This window comes from Pelagicoccus albus, from assembly GCF_014230145.1.
GTDB lineage: Bacteria > Verrucomicrobiota > Verrucomicrobiia > Opitutales > Opitutaceae > Pelagicoccus > Pelagicoccus albus.
Genome location: NZ_JACHVC010000001.1, coordinates 323,910 through 337,439 on the forward strand (window position 1 = coordinate 323,910; position 13,530 = coordinate 337,439).

The 13,530-nt window shown below is 52.9% G+C and carries 16 protein-coding genes; 11 read left to right on the top strand and 5 right to left on the bottom strand.

What is annotated here, in order from left to right; translation table 11 throughout:
* Window positions 1-96 precede the first annotated feature (96 nt).
* From H5P27_RS01440 to H5P27_RS01455, 4 genes are all read left to right on the top strand, one after another.
* Window positions 97-1,008: an NAD-dependent epimerase/dehydratase family protein gene (locus tag H5P27_RS01440; RefSeq protein WP_185658600.1), complete on the top strand. Its 912-nt coding sequence runs from the start codon at window positions 97-99 to the stop codon at window positions 1,006-1,008.
* A gap of 88 nt (window positions 1,009-1,096) precedes the next feature.
* Window positions 1,097-1,405 carry a YbaB/EbfC family nucleoid-associated protein gene (locus tag H5P27_RS01445; protein WP_185658601.1) on the top strand — a complete coding sequence of 103 codons (309 nt, stop codon included), beginning with the start codon at window positions 1,097-1,099 and terminating at the stop codon, window positions 1,403-1,405.
* Between the two features lie 22 nt (window positions 1,406-1,427).
* Complete coding sequence (recR, locus tag H5P27_RS01450; protein ID WP_185658602.1) at window positions 1,428-2,021, top strand: recombination mediator RecR; 594 nt, start codon at window positions 1,428-1,430, stop codon at window positions 2,019-2,021.
* 19 nt (window positions 2,022-2,040) lie between these two features.
* Window positions 2,041-2,418 carry an Hpt domain-containing protein gene (locus tag H5P27_RS01455; protein ID WP_185658603.1) on the top strand — a complete coding sequence of 126 codons (378 nt, stop codon included), beginning with the start codon at window positions 2,041-2,043 and terminating at the stop codon, window positions 2,416-2,418.
* Between the two features lie 63 nt (window positions 2,419-2,481).
* Here the strand turns inward: H5P27_RS01455 and H5P27_RS01460 are convergent, their stop codons facing one another.
* A complete protein-coding gene (locus H5P27_RS01460; RefSeq protein WP_185658604.1) occupies window positions 2,482-3,117 on the bottom strand; it encodes a response regulator in 636 nt (211 codons plus the stop codon).
* A 387-nt stretch (window positions 3,118-3,504) separates the two neighbouring features.
* Here H5P27_RS01460 and H5P27_RS01465 point away from each other — a divergent pair, with 387 nt between their 5' ends.
* The 3 genes from H5P27_RS01465 (at window position 3,505) to H5P27_RS01475 (ending at window position 6,499) form a co-directional block, all read left to right on the top strand.
* The gene (locus H5P27_RS01465) at window positions 3,505-4,740 is read left to right on the top strand and encodes a beta-ketoacyl-[acyl-carrier-protein] synthase family protein (protein WP_185658605.1); all 1,236 of its coding nucleotides are present in this window, start codon (window positions 3,505-3,507) and stop codon (window positions 4,738-4,740) included.
* Between the two features lie 15 nt (window positions 4,741-4,755).
* Window positions 4,756-5,010, top strand: coding sequence for an acyl carrier protein (locus tag H5P27_RS01470; RefSeq protein ID WP_185658606.1), 255 nt, complete (start codon window positions 4,756-4,758; stop codon window positions 5,008-5,010).
* Between the two features lie 82 nt (window positions 5,011-5,092).
* The gene (locus H5P27_RS01475; protein WP_185658607.1) at window positions 5,093-6,499 is read left to right on the top strand and encodes a phytoene desaturase family protein; all 1,407 of its coding nucleotides are present in this window, start codon (window positions 5,093-5,095) and stop codon (window positions 6,497-6,499) included.
* Window positions 6,500-6,511: 12 nt separating this feature from the next.
* Here the strand turns inward: H5P27_RS01475 and H5P27_RS01480 are convergent, their stop codons facing one another.
* From H5P27_RS01480 to rplU, 3 genes are all read right to left on the bottom strand, one after another.
* Window positions 6,512-6,859, bottom strand: a complete 348-nt coding sequence (locus H5P27_RS01480; RefSeq protein WP_185658608.1) for a hypothetical protein — start codon at window positions 6,857-6,859, stop codon at window positions 6,512-6,514.
* A gap of 122 nt (window positions 6,860-6,981) precedes the next feature.
* Entirely contained in the window at window positions 6,982-7,224 is a 243-nt protein-coding gene (rpmA, locus tag H5P27_RS01485; protein WP_185658609.1) for a 50S ribosomal protein L27, read from the bottom strand.
* Between the two features lie 39 nt (window positions 7,225-7,263).
* Complete coding sequence (gene rplU, locus H5P27_RS01490; RefSeq protein ID WP_185658610.1) at window positions 7,264-7,578, bottom strand: 50S ribosomal protein L21; 315 nt, start codon at window positions 7,576-7,578, stop codon at window positions 7,264-7,266.
* A gap of 76 nt (window positions 7,579-7,654) precedes the next feature.
* On the opposite strand from rplU, the gene H5P27_RS01495 reads away from it, so the two are divergent.
* From H5P27_RS01495 to trhO, 4 genes are all read left to right on the top strand, one after another.
* The gene (locus H5P27_RS01495; RefSeq protein ID WP_185658611.1) at window positions 7,655-8,392 is read left to right on the top strand and encodes a class I SAM-dependent methyltransferase; all 738 of its coding nucleotides are present in this window, start codon (window positions 7,655-7,657) and stop codon (window positions 8,390-8,392) included.
* A 104-nt stretch (window positions 8,393-8,496) separates the two neighbouring features.
* Complete coding sequence (gene ilvC, locus H5P27_RS01500) at window positions 8,497-9,981, top strand: ketol-acid reductoisomerase (RefSeq protein WP_185658612.1); 1,485 nt, start codon at window positions 8,497-8,499, stop codon at window positions 9,979-9,981.
* Between the two features lie 292 nt (window positions 9,982-10,273).
* Entirely contained in the window at window positions 10,274-10,720 is a 447-nt protein-coding gene (locus H5P27_RS01505) for a cytochrome b562 (protein ID WP_185658613.1), read from the top strand.
* A gap of 190 nt (window positions 10,721-10,910) precedes the next feature.
* On the top strand, window positions 10,911-11,912 hold the full coding sequence (trhO, locus tag H5P27_RS01510) for an oxygen-dependent tRNA uridine(34) hydroxylase TrhO (RefSeq protein WP_185658614.1): 1,002 nt from the start codon (window positions 10,911-10,913) through the stop codon (window positions 11,910-11,912).
* 40 nt (window positions 11,913-11,952) lie between these two features.
* Here trhO and H5P27_RS01515 read toward each other — a convergent pair whose 3' ends face one another.
* On the bottom strand, window positions 11,953-13,404 hold the full coding sequence (locus tag H5P27_RS01515) for an SLC5 family protein (protein ID WP_185658615.1): 1,452 nt from the start codon (window positions 13,402-13,404) through the stop codon (window positions 11,953-11,955).
* Window positions 13,405-13,530: the final 126 nt, after the last annotated feature.

Consider the following 13,530-nt stretch of genomic DNA (forward strand, 5'->3'; position numbering starts at 1 on the left):
TTAGAGCGTATCCAGAAATGGGTACGCTCTTTTTGTTGGAGAATTCGCTCCTTACGATTTTCTTGCATGTCGGTTTGGCCTAGAGGAGAAAGGGGAATGAAGGATTTTTCCGGGAAGCGGTTGCTCGTACTGGGGTATGGATATTTGGGTCGGTTCCTAGTCGAGGAAGCCTTGAATGTGGGAATGCAAGTTCTCGCCGTGTCTAGAAATCCGGATACGCTTAGAGAGTTGGAGAAAACGGGGGCGGAAACGTTTTGCGGAATGGTTGACGACTCGGCTTGGCATGAGGTGGCGGGAGAGGATGTCGATTTTGCGGTCAATTGCGTAAGTTCTGCCGGCGGGGGCTTAGCAGGCTACCGGCAGTCCTATGTGGACGGAAACAAGTCGTTTTGCGCTTGGGCGAAAGGATACGGCTTCGCAGGTACAGCGGTTTACACGAGTAGCGTGAGCGCCTACGGCGACGCCGGAGGAGATTGGGTTGATGAAGTGAGCGCTCCGCTGCCCGGGAACGAACGGGGCGAAATCGTGAGGGAGTCGGAACGCGTCTTCCTAGAGGGCATGCCAACGACGAGTAAGGTGGTCCTGAGGTTGGCCGGTCTCTACGGTCCCGGACGTCATCTGTTGCTCAATCGCCTATCAGATTCGCCCAAGGAGCTGCCCGGCTGGGGAGACTATTTTTTGAATCTCGTACGAATTGAAGATGTGGTGTCCGCAATTTGGTCCTGCTTCTCCCTGGAGGGAGATTTGGCTGGCGTTTATGGGGTTGTGGACGACCGGCCCGTTTTGAAACAGGAGCTTGTTTCTTGGCTGGCGGGCGAGCTCGGCCTAGAGGTTCCGGTCTTCACTGGCCAGGCAGATCAGAGTGGCAGGTCTGCTCGTCGCTTAGGTGAATCCGGCCGGCCCGCAAATCGGCGTATAAGGAACACCCTTATTTGCGAAACCACAGGCTGGCGGCCGCGCTTCAGCGACTATCGATTAGGATTTGGCGATTTGATGGAGCGGGGATAGGAGTTGACGGAGGGCGATGCCTGAGGCAGGTTTCGCGGCTGATTTTCGTGTAACGAAAACCCCATAACCGCAAAGAGAGGATTGAATTATGGCCGGTGTAGGCAAATTGATGAAGCAGGCTGCAAAGATGCAGAAGAAGATCGAAAGCGCTCAAGAAGAGCTAACCAAAGCGGAACTAGAGATCTCTAGTGGTGGAGGCGCAGTCGTGATCAAGATCAATGGCCAGAGCGAGTTTCTATCTCTGAAGATTGACCCTGAGCTTCTGAAGGAAGAGGCGAGCTTGGTCGAAGAAACTCTCCTGGAGGCAGTTAAAGAAGCGACTGCCAAGTCCAAGGCTTTTAACGAAGAGCAGATGGCCAAGGCGACCCAAGGCTTTAGCATGCCTGGCTTGATGTAGGGATCCTGTTCGCTGCAGATTTATGACACCTGCGTTTGAGGCTTTGCAGAAAGAGTTGAAGCGACTGCCCGGTGTGGGGCTTCGCTCTGCCGAACGAATGGCGATCCATTTGCTTTTGGAAAATCCAGGAGCGGCTCAGACGCTCAGTGATGCGATCACTTTTGCCCGGGAGCGGGTCCGTAGCTGCTCGAATTGCGGGAACGTTTGCGAGGAGGAGCGTTGCTCGATCTGCGAGGACTCGCGTAGGGACGATAGTGGCTCCTTGTGCGTGGTGGAGCATGTGAGTGATCTAATGGCGATTGAAAAGTCGGGCGCTTACCGAGGTCGCTACCACGTGCTGCACGGAAAGCTTTCACCGATAAACGGGATCGGACCGGATCGCCTGAACCTATCAAACTTTGAAGCAAGAATAGCAGAGGAAGGGGTGAAGGAGCTTATCTTAGCGTTGCCCAATGACGTAGAAGGCGAGGCCACCTGCCATTACCTAACCGACTTAGTTAAAACTGAGTCGGTGGAAGTGACCCGTATCGGTTTTGGGCTGCCAAGTGGAGCATCGGTGCTTTATGCGGACTCGGGCACTTTGAAGAGTGCGCTTGACGCTCGCCAACGGTATTAAAAGAGCCTTTTTTCATAGGATGCTCATCGATGTCTCAGGAGAGGTGGTCTACGACCAAACAAGGATCGAGGAATTGTTGCTACGCGACAGGAACGGTCGACCTTTGTTGAGAAGGCTGTTCGAGCTTTATCTGTCCGAGACGCCTCGATTGTTAGAGGAGTTAGAAAAAGCGATCGCCGACAAAAACGGATCAGATGCCTATGACGTGATCCATCAGATGAAAGGCTCGGCTGCCGCTCTGGGAGCTCGCAAGCTTTACTTGATTACAGAATCAGCTTTGCCGCTTTGCGAGGGTGGGAAGGTTTTTGAGATCGAGGATTTGGTGGAGCGAATCGAAAGCGAATCGGACACTTTTGTGCAGGCGATTTCGGAAGTGCTCAACTCCCGAGGCAAATAGGCACAAAAAACGCGACCCTCGGCTGAGAGGTCGCGTCTTCGAAAATCCAGTTTGCTCGGAGCTCTAGTCTTGGCTGACCAGCTTCAGCTTCACTGCCAAGCGGGTCATGTCGGTTGCCCCTCTCAAGTTCAGCTTGCGCATGATATTTGAGCGGTGGGCGTCGATGGTGCGTACGCTCAGGTTGAAGGAGCGAGCGATTTCTTTGGAGCTGTAGCCTTCTCCCACCATTTGGAGGACGTCAGTCTCGCGAGGCGTGAGCATCTTGAGGCTATCGTTGTAGTCCTTGTTGGTGATTGGTTGGCGGAGCAGCTTGTAAGCTTCAGGCGAGTAGTAGACGGCTCCCTTAAGGATCTGTCCGATGGCGTCCTTGAGGCTTTCGATCGAGCTATTCTTGGTGACCAGGCCGTTCACGCCGCGTTCGACGGTGTTTTTGACGATTTCTGGTGTGAAGTGAGCTGAGACGAGGATAACCTTGCACTCTGGGGTGCGGTCCTTGATTCGGTTGAAGACGGTCAGGCCGCCTAGCTTCTTGATCTTCAAGTCAAGGATGACTAGGTCGGGCTGGAGGTCGAGACATGCTTGTAGGCCTTCTTCTCCATCCTCGAATTGACCCACTACGTCTAGTCCGAAGTCAGTTCGGACGATTGATTCTGTTAATTCGCGAAATAGTATTTGGTCTTCAATGAGTACGACTTTCATTCGTTCTGCGGTCTTAAATATACGGGCGTAGAGGCGTTCGATTTCGTAGGTGTCAGTTCTTACGCGTTACGTAATAATACTGTCCTGCACACCACAAGTAATGATGAGTAAAGAAACGTAAGCAACATGTTTGTTGCGGGTTTTAGCCGGATTAACGATTTCTTCCAAGAAATGTCGGAGGGTTACAGCCTCGAAACGTCTCACTGCTTGTTTCGAATGCGATTTGAGGGAAATGCCTTCAAGGGTAACTGAGGGGAATCTGCGATCCCGTTATAAGTCCGATTACGTATGGTCTTTTATCGGAGTCTTATTTTTTGTTGAATGGCGGTGAAAAAAGGCTAACCCCGATTCTTTGTTTCGCTCGATAGCATTCTTCCAACAAACCTAATGGCACTAAGCAGAGTTGTAATCACCGGAGTTGGCCTCACATCGCCCAATGGAAATACGCTTCAGGAATTCCGTCAGAGTCTTCTAGAAGGTCGGGCAGGAATTAGTCGCATCGATATGCGTTATATGGGGCAAGTCCTCGCTGGTGTTTGTGATTTCGATGCAACTAAGTATCAGAAACGCAAAGAATTGCGCGTCGGAACAAGAGCAGGGAGTGTCTCAATCTATTGTGCGAGAGAGGCTTTGGCAGATGCGGGTATCGCGGTCGAAGATCTCGTTTCCGATCGGACTGGCATCTATGTGGGTACCACTGAGCACGGAAACGTGGAGACCGAGAACGAGGTCTACAACATCTCTCAATTCGATTACGATACGAAGTTTTGGTCCCACCACCACAATCCCAGAACAGTCTCTAACAATCCTGCGGGCGAAGTCTCCCTAAACCTCAAGGTTCACGGGCCGGCCTACACAATCGGAGCGGCCTGCGCGGCGGGTAACCTTGGCTTGATCCAGGGTATGCAGATGTTGCAGCTCGGAGAGGTCGATTTTGCGATTGCTGGAGGTGTTTCGGAGAGTATCCGCTCCTTCGGCATATTTGCTGGTTTCAAGAGCCAAGGCGCGTTGGCGGATCACGAAGACCCCAACAAGGCTTCACGTCCGTTCGACACGGCCCGCAACGGTATCGTCGTTTCAGAGGGGGGAGCATTGTATACCCTAGAGCGACTCGAAGACGCTCAGGCTCGAGGCGCTAAAATCTATGGCGAGATTGTGGGCTACAACATCAATTCGGATGCAACCGACTACGTGCTCCCAAATCCCCAGCGACAAGCCGAGTGCATGAGGGGGGCTCTCAAGAAGGCTGGAATGGAGCCGGGAGACATTCATATCGTTAGCACTCACGCCACGGCGACGCCGATGGGAGATATCCAGGAGTGCGAGGCGGTTCGAGAGGTTTTCTCCGATTGTCCCGACACCCACATCAACAATACAAAGGGCTATATTGGGCACGCTATGGGAGCGGCAGGGGCTCTAGAGCTGGCCGGCAACTTGCCGTCTTTTGAGGATGGACTTGTTCACCCCACGATCAACGTCGACAATTTGGACCCCAAATGCGACTTGCCCGGGCTTGTGATCAACGAGGCCAAGCAAGCGAAACGGGTTGACGCCATTCTCAATAATTCCTTTGGTATGCTCGGTATTAACTCGGCGCTGATCATCAAGCGCTTTTCGAACTAGCAAAGAACAACTTACATGACCAAAGACGAATGCAAGCAAGTGGTGCTCGACATCATCGCAGAAATAGCTCCAGACGAGGATCTTAGCGATGTAAAAGGCGATGTGGCCCTACGTGAGCAACTGGATCTCGATTCGATGGATTTTCTCGATATCGTGATGGAACTTCGTAAACAGCACAGCATCGAGGTGCCCGAAGCCGACTACGTCGAACTTGCTTCTCTCGACAGCTGCGCGGAGTACCTGACTCCAAAGTTCAACGCACTCGTTTAAGACGCGCCCGCTTAGAACTATTTTAATGGATTGGCCCACCGTAACGGTTGGGCCATTCTTGTATCCGTAAGTTGAGTACCGAATGGCAGAGCACTACGACGTAGCGATAATAGGAGCGGGAATGTCTGGATTGTCGGCGGGCATACGGGCCGCTCATTTTGGCAAGAAGGCTATCATCTTAGAGCAGCATAATGCTCCTGGTGGATTGAATAGCTTTTATGCGAAAGAAGGGCGCAAGTATGACGTCGGACTGCACGCCATGACCAACTTCGTACCCGCCTCCGAAAGGCGGGCCATCTTTAACAAGCTTCTTCGTCAGCTTCGCATCGATCGAGCAGAGCTTGATCTGATAGAACAAAAGTCATCGCGGGTCGCCTTCCCGGGGGTTAATCTGCGATTTGGAAATGACGAAGGCTTGTTGGAGAGTGAAGTCGAAGCGGCCTTTCCAGGTCAGGTTGATGGCTTCAGGAAGCTAAGCGAAACGATTCGCGATTTTCCAGATCGAGATCTGGAGCAGCCCTATCAATCGGCCCGTTCGTGGATCAAGCAATTCATCTCGGATCCGCTCCTCGAGGAGATGATTTTTTGCCCGCTCATGTACTACGGGTCCGCTGTGGAAAATGATATGGATGTGGGGCAGTTCGTTATCATGTTTCGGTCCATTTTCCACGAGGGACTAGCGCGCCCAGCGGAAGGGATTCGCTTGCTCATTCGTGTTGTCTTGGATCGTTACCGTAAGCTAGGTGGTATCCGGAAAATGAAGACGGGCGTGAAACGTCTGATCGAGGAAGGGGGGCGGATTAGCCGCATCGAGCTAGATAACGGCGAGGAGATCACGGCGGATGTCATACTTTCCTGTGCTGGTTTGCCGGAAACTTACTCGCTGGTGGATCCTTCAATTATCGCGGATCAGTCCAAGGATGCGGGTAAACTCGCCTTTTCTGAAACCATCGCAGTCTACGAGACATTGCCGGAAACTTGGGGCTGGGGCGATGATACGATCGTATTTTTCAATGATTCGGATCGTTTCGTGTATGAGGCCCCCGAGGAGCAAATCGATTTGCGAAGTGGCGTAATCTGCTTGCCGAACAATTTTGAATTTGGGGATCGTCCTTTGAAAGAGGGGCTCGTTCGGGTTACCTGTCTTGCCAATCATGACGCTTGGTGCGGCTTCTCGGAAGAGCGTTACCAAGCGGCGAAAGAGGAGTGGTTCGGCCGTATCCAGAATTCTATCCTACCCATGATGCCTAAGCCGACGAGGGATCATTCTGGAGAGCTCGTGGCCACGGATATGTTTACGCCGAAGACTATCAAGCGATTCACGCGACGGGCGAGGGGGGCTATTTATGGTTCTCCTCGGAAGGTGAAAGATGGTCGCACGGATTGGGATAATCTGTTCCTTTGCGGAGCGGATCAGGGCTACCTTGGTATTGTGGGCAGCATGTTGAGCGGTGTGGTGATCGCCAATCAGTATGTGCTCAAAGGCTAGTCTCTCCCTTGGCTAATAGAAAAATATAACGTAGCACACTAGCGCTGCGAGGCTGGCGAAGGCGGCTGCTCCGATGAGCAGGCAGCCTTTTTTGGTGTCCGCGACGGCGTTTTTTGTGTCGGGTCCGAGTTCTGAATATAGGTCTGCAGCCACTTGATTCTGTGGGGAGGACTCTGGATCAAGCGACTTTTCGACAGGGCGATCTTCGGGAAAGGCTTCAGCAAGCCTGTTTTCTCGTTTGCTTGGAACCGAAGGCGTGGAGGACAGCTCGACTCGAGCGATTTCTTGGTCGATCCAATTCAGGTGCTCCAGAATCAAGCTCTTCTGTCGTTTCAGTTGCCGTAGTCGCTCGTCGTCCATCGTGTTGGGGGTTTGATCGGCAGTTTGGCTGGCCGGTTAAGGAGTGCGATGGGACGAAGCGTAAAAAAAGCCCTCTCCGGATGGACCGGAAAGGGCTTCTGAAAAGTTTGTCGTTTAAACGCTTAGGCTTCGACTGCCACCTTCCGGTGTTCTCTGTCGAAAACGACCTTGCCGTCGGAAAGCGCGAACAACGTGTGGTCGCGACCCATGCCTACGTTCTTGCCGGCGTGGAAACGAGTCCCGCGCTGACGTACGATGATGTTGCCGGCGATGACTTCTTCTCCGCCGAACTTCTTAACACCGAGGTTCTTTGGGTTTGAATCGCGTCCGTTCTTGGAAGTTCCTTGTCCTTTTTTATGTGCCATGACTGGTAAGTGCTATCGCTCTAGCTAAAAGGTTGTGGGTTAGGACTCGATTGAGTCGATCTTGATTACGGAAAGCTCTTGGCGGTGTCCGCGGCGGCGTTCGTAGCCTTTGCGCTTCTTCTTCTTGAAAACCACGATCTTGCGGCCGCGCTTGTTTTCTAGAATGGTAGCGGAGACTTTTGCGCCGTCGACGAAGGGAGCGCCGAGCTTGAATGCATCGCCTTCGCCCACTGTTAGGACTTCGTTGATTTCGAGCTTTGAGCCGGCTTCCGTCTCTGGGTAGCGGTTCACGATTAGAACGTCGCCTTCTGTGACGGTGTACTGTTTGCCCTGTGTTTGGATAGTTGCCTTCATCGGAAAAATTGGAAACCGCGTAATAAGGTCGCTTTGCGGTGTTTGATCAATCTTTTTATCGGAAAATTTTCCGAAAATGGATGTAGAAAGAGTTCGCGGTTATTTCAATGAGCAGTCGACAGTGCAACATTATGCGAAGGCTGTGGCCAATATTGGGCTGTGGGAATCGGAGAAATTGTTGTTTAGCAAATACTTGTCGAAGGAAGAAAAATTGCTGGATTTAGGCTGCGGGGCTGGTCGGGTAACGATTGGGCTCTGGGAGGAGGGCTTTAAAAGCGTTCTAGGAACAGATCTGGCGGAGTCGATGGTGGCGGAATCTCGGGAGATCGCGGACTGTCTCGGGTGTCCATTTACCTTCCAAAGGGAGGATGCAACTCGTCTGAGCTTTGCGGACCAGTCGTTTGATGGGGTGATTTTTGCCTTCAACGGCCTCATGCAGATTCCAGGCAGGGCGGTACGCAGGCTCGCCTTGCAGGAGATATATAGAGTGTTGCGCCCCGGCGGACGTTTCTTGTTTTCCACTCTAGATCGGGAGGATCGCCTCTACTCCAAGGTTTTCGCAGTGAAAGACGATCCTGAGCATGATCTTTCCCGGAACCCAAATCTCATCGATTTCGGTGACCGGCATTTCGAATCGGAACACGGAACGACCTTCATGCACGTGCCGACTCAAAGCGAGGTCTGCCAGGAGTTAGAGGCAGTGGGCTTTCACGTGCTGCAGACAGCGATGCGCAGCGAATTGGCCCACGAGTCGGATCGGGTTTTCGATTTTTCAGAGGATTGCCGAATGTGGGTCGTAGAGAAAGCCCGTTAGTTTCAAGCTCTCGATTGGCTACATTCTTATAGAAGAAAAAGCGCTTTACCCGCGGGGGGGAGCAACCATAGTGCGTGATTTCCCAATTTTAGACCTTCGTAACAATGAGCAGAAAAAACTACTTCAACACACTGACCTTGGCTCAAAAACTTGAGCAACTCGGCCGTTGCCGTTTCATGAACTCCTCCGAATTCAACGGAGTCGAAGCACTCAAGGGCAAGAAAGTGGTCATCGTGGGTTGCGGCGCTCAGGGCTTGAACCAAGGCCTCAATATGCGTGACTCCGGTCTCGACGTTAGCTACACCCTCCGCGGAGCAGCGATCGAAGAGAAACGCCAGTCTTGGAAGAACGCGACCGAGAATGGTTTCGCAGTTGGCACTTACGAGGAAATGCTTCCTAGCGCTGACCTGGTTCTCAACCTCACTCCAGACAAGCAGCACACCGCGGTTATCAACGCCGTTCAGCCGCTCATGAAGAAGGGAGCCACATTGGCTTACTCCCATGGTTTCAACATCGTCGAAGAAGGCATGGAGATCCGCAAGGACTTGACCGTTATCATGGTCGCTCCAAAGAGCCCTGGAACCGAGGTGCGCGAAGAGTACAAGCGTGGATTTGGCGTACCAACTCTTCTCGCGGTTCACACCGAAAACGACCCAGAAGGCAAGGGCTGGGACATCGCCAAGGCTTACGCTTGTGCCACTGGCGGCGATCGTGCCGGCTGTCTCGAGTCTAGCTTCATCGCTGAAGTTAAGTCCGACCTCATGGGCGAGCAGACAATTCTCTGTGGCTTGCTGCAGGCCGGTTCGCTTCTCGCTTACGACAAGATGATCGAAGAAGGAATCGAAGCGGGCTGGGCATCCAAGTTCGTTCAGCACTCCTTCGACACCATTTGTGAGGCTCTCAAGCACGGCGGTATCACCAACATGATGGATCGCCTCAGCAATCCAGCCAAGCTCAAGGCTTTCGAGCTTTCCGAAGAGCTAAAGGACATCATGCGTGACCTTTTCGACAAGCACCAGGAAGACATCATGTCTGGCGCGTTCTCCAGCGGTATGATGGCTGACTGGGATAACGACGATAAGGATCTGCTCACTTGGCGCGAAGCGACCAACGAAACAGCGTTTGAAAAATCTACTGCTGGCGACGTAGAGATCTCCGAGCAAGAGTACTTCGACAAGGGCATCCTGATGGTTGCTTTCGTTCGTGCCGGTGTTGAGCTTGCCTTCGAGTCCATGACCAATGCAGGTATCAAAGAAGAGTCTGCTTACTACGAGTCTCTGCACGAAACGCCTCTGATCGCCAACACCATCGGGCGCAAGAAGCTCTACGAGATGAACAAGGTTATCTCGGACACGGCTGAATACGGTTGCTACCTCTTCTCTTACGCGGCGGTTCCATTGCTCGCTGACTTCATGAAGGGCATCAAGACTGACGTGATCGGCAAGGGCCTCGAGTGCAGCTGCACCGCAGTCGACAACCAAGAGCTTGTAGCTGCCAACGCCAAGATTCGCAGCCACGGAGTCGAAAAGATCGGCACCGTCCTCCGCGGACACATGGGCGCGATGGCCAAGATTGCAGTTGGCGGTTAAGTCTAGTCCGTAGTTGTTATTTCAAGACGTCCCGTTCCAAAGAGCGGGACGTTTTCTGTATTCGATTTGCTTCTTGGGCTTGGTTCCGCCTGCTTGGTCCCTTGCTTCGAGCAAGGGCCTTTTATCGCATGATATCGGTTAAGAGGGGTGAGAGTGCTCGCGGCCTGACTCTGTGGACCTTTCTCTGGAGATTGACCGCAACTTTTTCCTGAGTTGATGCGTCTACCATTTCATCTGCAGCAGATATCCTCCTCCGCTTGTAGTGTTTTGAACTAAAACCGAATCTAATTCTATGAAAAATCTGTCCCTCCTAGCCCTAGGTCTCAGCCTCATCGCTCCGAACGCAATGGTCTTCGCCGATCATCATGAAGGCGAACACGAAGAAACTCCTCTGCAGGAAGAGATGAGTTCTATGAACAAAGCATGGAAGTCTATTCGCCGTGCTGCCAAGGATCCCGCCGAGTTTGCCCACGCGGCTGAAATGGTTGGGACCATGATCGAGCATGCCAAGAATTCCATAGATATGGACCCCATCTTACTTGCTGAACAAGAAGGGGAAGAGGCGAAAGAAAAGTTCATGCACGGTTACCAAGAGGGCATGCAGGAGACTGTCGTTCTCTTGGAAGAGCTCAAAGCAGCTTTCGAGGTGGCTGATCAGGCGGCAGTCGTCGCCACTATGGATAAGATCAATGATGCCCGTAAAAAGGGGCATCGCTCCTACAAGCCGAAGGACGACTGATCCTGCCGAACCACTTTTAACCAACACGCGACCGTCGAGATGCTTTATTAGCTTCGGCGGTTTTTTGTGCTTTCGTGAAATGCCTTAGGACTTGGGAAGAGGCTTTTGTCGAAGAGGGTACGCTTACCGAGCAGTCTCAGAGCTTTCGACTAGACTGGACATTTCGATCTTCCCAGCTATCCCCGCCTTCATGAGCACGGAAAAGTCATTGGTTGTCGCCTACTACAAGTTTGTAGACCTGCCCGATTTCGAGGCGAGGAAGGAGCCCTTGTTGAAAGTTTGCGAGGACAACGGCGTCAAAGGCACGATCTTGTTGGCTCGCGAGGGCATCAACTCCACCATGGCAGGTCCGGAAGCAGGTGTGGAGGCGGTACTCGACTATTTGCAAAACGACCCTGCTATCGGTGAGCTGGTGGTTAAGCGATCTTGGGCAGACGAGTGTCCTTTTTATCGCATGAAGGTGCGTCTGAAGCAGGAAATTGTTCGCTTAGGCCTTCCGGAGGTGAACCCCAACGATCAGGTGGGCGAGTACATTTCCCCAGAGAAGTGGAACGAACTGATATCCGATCCCGACGTGATTCTGGTCGATACTCGCAATGACTATGAGTACGAGATCGGCACTTTTAAGGGAGCGATTGACCCAAAGACCAAGTCTTTCCGCGAGTTTCCCGAGTACGTCCGCAAGGAGCTAGCCGACAAGAAGGACAAGAAAGTCGCGATGTTCTGCACCGGCGGTATTCGCTGCGAAAAGTCGACTTCCTATCTACTCAAGGAAGGCTTCGAAAAGGTGTACCATTTGGAAGGTGGAATCCTCAACTACCTCGAAAAGGTTAACCCCGAGGAAAGTCTCTGGGAAGGGGACTGTTTCGTTTTCGACAACCGTGTCGCGGTGGATCACTCGCTCAAAAAGGGCGACTACGAAATGTGCCGGGCGTGTCGTCACGCATTGACCGAGGAGGACCTGAAGTCGGAGAAGTTCGTCGAAGGCACGAGCTGTCCCCATTGTTTCGATACGTTATCCGAGGAACAACGCCAACGTGCAGCGGAGCGTCAGAAGCAGGTCGAGATCAGCAAGGCTCTCGGTCGCAAGCATATCGGGGCCACGCAGCTCGAGCGTGAACAGTGGCGTGACATGAAGCTCAAGCAGCGCGAAGAGGCGAGTCGCAAATCTGGCGGTTGCTGCGAATCGTGATGCTCTGGCCCATCTGGTTTTAGAAGTGGCTTGGAAATTCTCAGGTCCTTGGGCCGGTGTCGAGACGAGCTCTTTTGCCAAAGATAATCAAGTTGACCGAGAGGGCGAAGCCTACGCAACCGGCTACGGTGAGGGTCATGGCGTGAAGGAAGTGCCAGGGAGCGAGTCGTGTTGCAGGATCGGCCTCGTACCACGCTTCCCAGCCGAAAGTGAGTAGGGCGTACAGTCCAGCTCCGAAGAGCAGAGAAGCGATCACTGCTCGGGCGTCGACATCCCTGAAGAGGAGGCCGGTAATGAAGGAAGCCAAAATTGGCATGCTGAAGAGTCCGATGAGCTGTTGGATCAACTGGATAATACTCTCGGCTCCCATGTAGAATGGAACTAGCCCGATGCCAAGCAGGGCGAAGAGGATAGAGACCGTGACGCTGAGTTTTGCGACATTTTTTGTTGGATTGATGTAGCGTTGATGGAGGTCGCAAACGTAGAGAGCGGCGGAGGAATTAAGCGTCGAATTGAAGCTGGTCATGGTAGCTGCGACCATGGCGGCTGCGAAGGCTCCGGTTAACCAATGCGGGAGCGTATCCGCTACGATGCGGCCGTAGGTGCTGTCTCCGGTTTCTCCATACAGCTTGTAGGCACAGAGGCCCGGGACGATTACGATGGCGGGGACAAGAGTGAGGCGAATGATGGCGGCCGCGTAACAACCCTTTTGGGCTTCCTTCAGCGAGCTAGCGGCCAAGGCACGCTGGGTGATAGTTTGGTTGGTACTCCAGTAGTAGACTTGCACGAGAATCAATCCGGTGAAGAGCGTGTGCCAAGGAACTTTAGAGGAGGAGTCGCCGATCAGTTGCAGGCGTTCTGGCGGGAGTCCTGAAAGGTCCCAATCGACGGCAGCCAAGGCGAGGAATACTACCACGAGGGCCATGCCAAAGAGCAGAACTCCGCTATAGGTGTCCGAGATCGCGACAGCTCGTAGTCCTCCGAAAATGGCGTACAAGGCTCCCGCTATGGCGATGGTAGTAGCGACCAGTATCAAGGGCATCTCCAAGCCGAAGAGCGATATGAGAAAGAGGGAGCTCGTGTAGAGCATGATGGGCAGGAAGATTGCCACGTTGCCGATCAGGAAAAGGAAGGCCACTGTGGCACGAAGGTGTGGTTCGCCAAAACGTCTCTCCAGCAGCTCGGTGACGGTCGTGCACTCGTTCTTGAAATAGATGGGTAGAAAGACTTTGGCTAAGAGGTAGAATCCAATGACTCCGGCTAGTTCCCACCAGACGACGATTAAGGTTTGGTTTCCGTTCCAGCCGACCAAGGTGTCGGTATTGATGTTAGTAAGAGTCAAAGAGCCTGCTACGAAGACCCAACTCAGTCCGCCGCCGGCCAGGAAATACTCTTTAGCATCGGTTCCGCGTTCGCCTGATTGGCGGCATTTTAGGAAGGTCAGCAACGCGATGCTGGCGGTGATGAGGGTAAAGACGAGGGTCTGTATCATGGCGGGGAAAGGGGATTAGGGGAGAGCTTCCATGTAGGTCCCGAAGCAACGTGAAGTCGAAACTCCCTTCCTCGGACCGTCAGCGATTTTGAAATACAGAATATCCTGCCGGGGGGCGGACACAAC

Bases quoted from the DNA above. Each gene is read 5' to 3' on its own strand.
- H5P27_RS01440 (WP_185658600.1), top strand. From the start codon at position 97: ATGAAGGATTTTTCCGGGAAGCGGTTGCTCGTACTGGGGTATGGATAT.
- H5P27_RS01445 (WP_185658601.1), top strand. From the start codon at position 1,097: ATGGCCGGTGTAGGCAAATTGATGAAGCAGGCTGCAAAGATGCAGAAG.
- recR (WP_185658602.1), top strand. From the start codon at position 1,428: ATGACACCTGCGTTTGAGGCTTTGCAGAAAGAGTTGAAGCGACTGCCC.
- H5P27_RS01455 (WP_185658603.1), top strand. From the start codon at position 2,041: ATGCTCATCGATGTCTCAGGAGAGGTGGTCTACGACCAAACAAGGATC.
- H5P27_RS01460 (WP_185658604.1), bottom strand. From the start codon at position 3,117: ATGAAAGTCGTACTCATTGAAGACCAAATACTATTTCGCGAATTAACA.
- H5P27_RS01465 (WP_185658605.1), top strand. From the start codon at position 3,505: ATGGCACTAAGCAGAGTTGTAATCACCGGAGTTGGCCTCACATCGCCC.
- H5P27_RS01470 (WP_185658606.1), top strand. From the start codon at position 4,756: ATGACCAAAGACGAATGCAAGCAAGTGGTGCTCGACATCATCGCAGAA.
- H5P27_RS01475 (WP_185658607.1), top strand. From the start codon at position 5,093: ATGGCAGAGCACTACGACGTAGCGATAATAGGAGCGGGAATGTCTGGA.
- H5P27_RS01480 (WP_185658608.1), bottom strand. From the start codon at position 6,859: ATGGACGACGAGCGACTACGGCAACTGAAACGACAGAAGAGCTTGATT.
- rpmA (WP_185658609.1), bottom strand. From the start codon at position 7,224: ATGGCACATAAAAAAGGACAAGGAACTTCCAAGAACGGACGCGATTCA.
- rplU (WP_185658610.1), bottom strand. From the start codon at position 7,578: ATGAAGGCAACTATCCAAACACAGGGCAAACAGTACACCGTCACAGAA.
- H5P27_RS01495 (WP_185658611.1), top strand. From the start codon at position 7,655: ATGGATGTAGAAAGAGTTCGCGGTTATTTCAATGAGCAGTCGACAGTG.
- ilvC (WP_185658612.1), top strand. From the start codon at position 8,497: ATGAGCAGAAAAAACTACTTCAACACACTGACCTTGGCTCAAAAACTT.
- H5P27_RS01505 (WP_185658613.1), top strand. From the start codon at position 10,274: ATGAAAAATCTGTCCCTCCTAGCCCTAGGTCTCAGCCTCATCGCTCCG.
- trhO (WP_185658614.1), top strand. From the start codon at position 10,911: ATGAGCACGGAAAAGTCATTGGTTGTCGCCTACTACAAGTTTGTAGAC.
- H5P27_RS01515 (WP_185658615.1), bottom strand. From the start codon at position 13,404: ATGATACAGACCCTCGTCTTTACCCTCATCACCGCCAGCATCGCGTTG.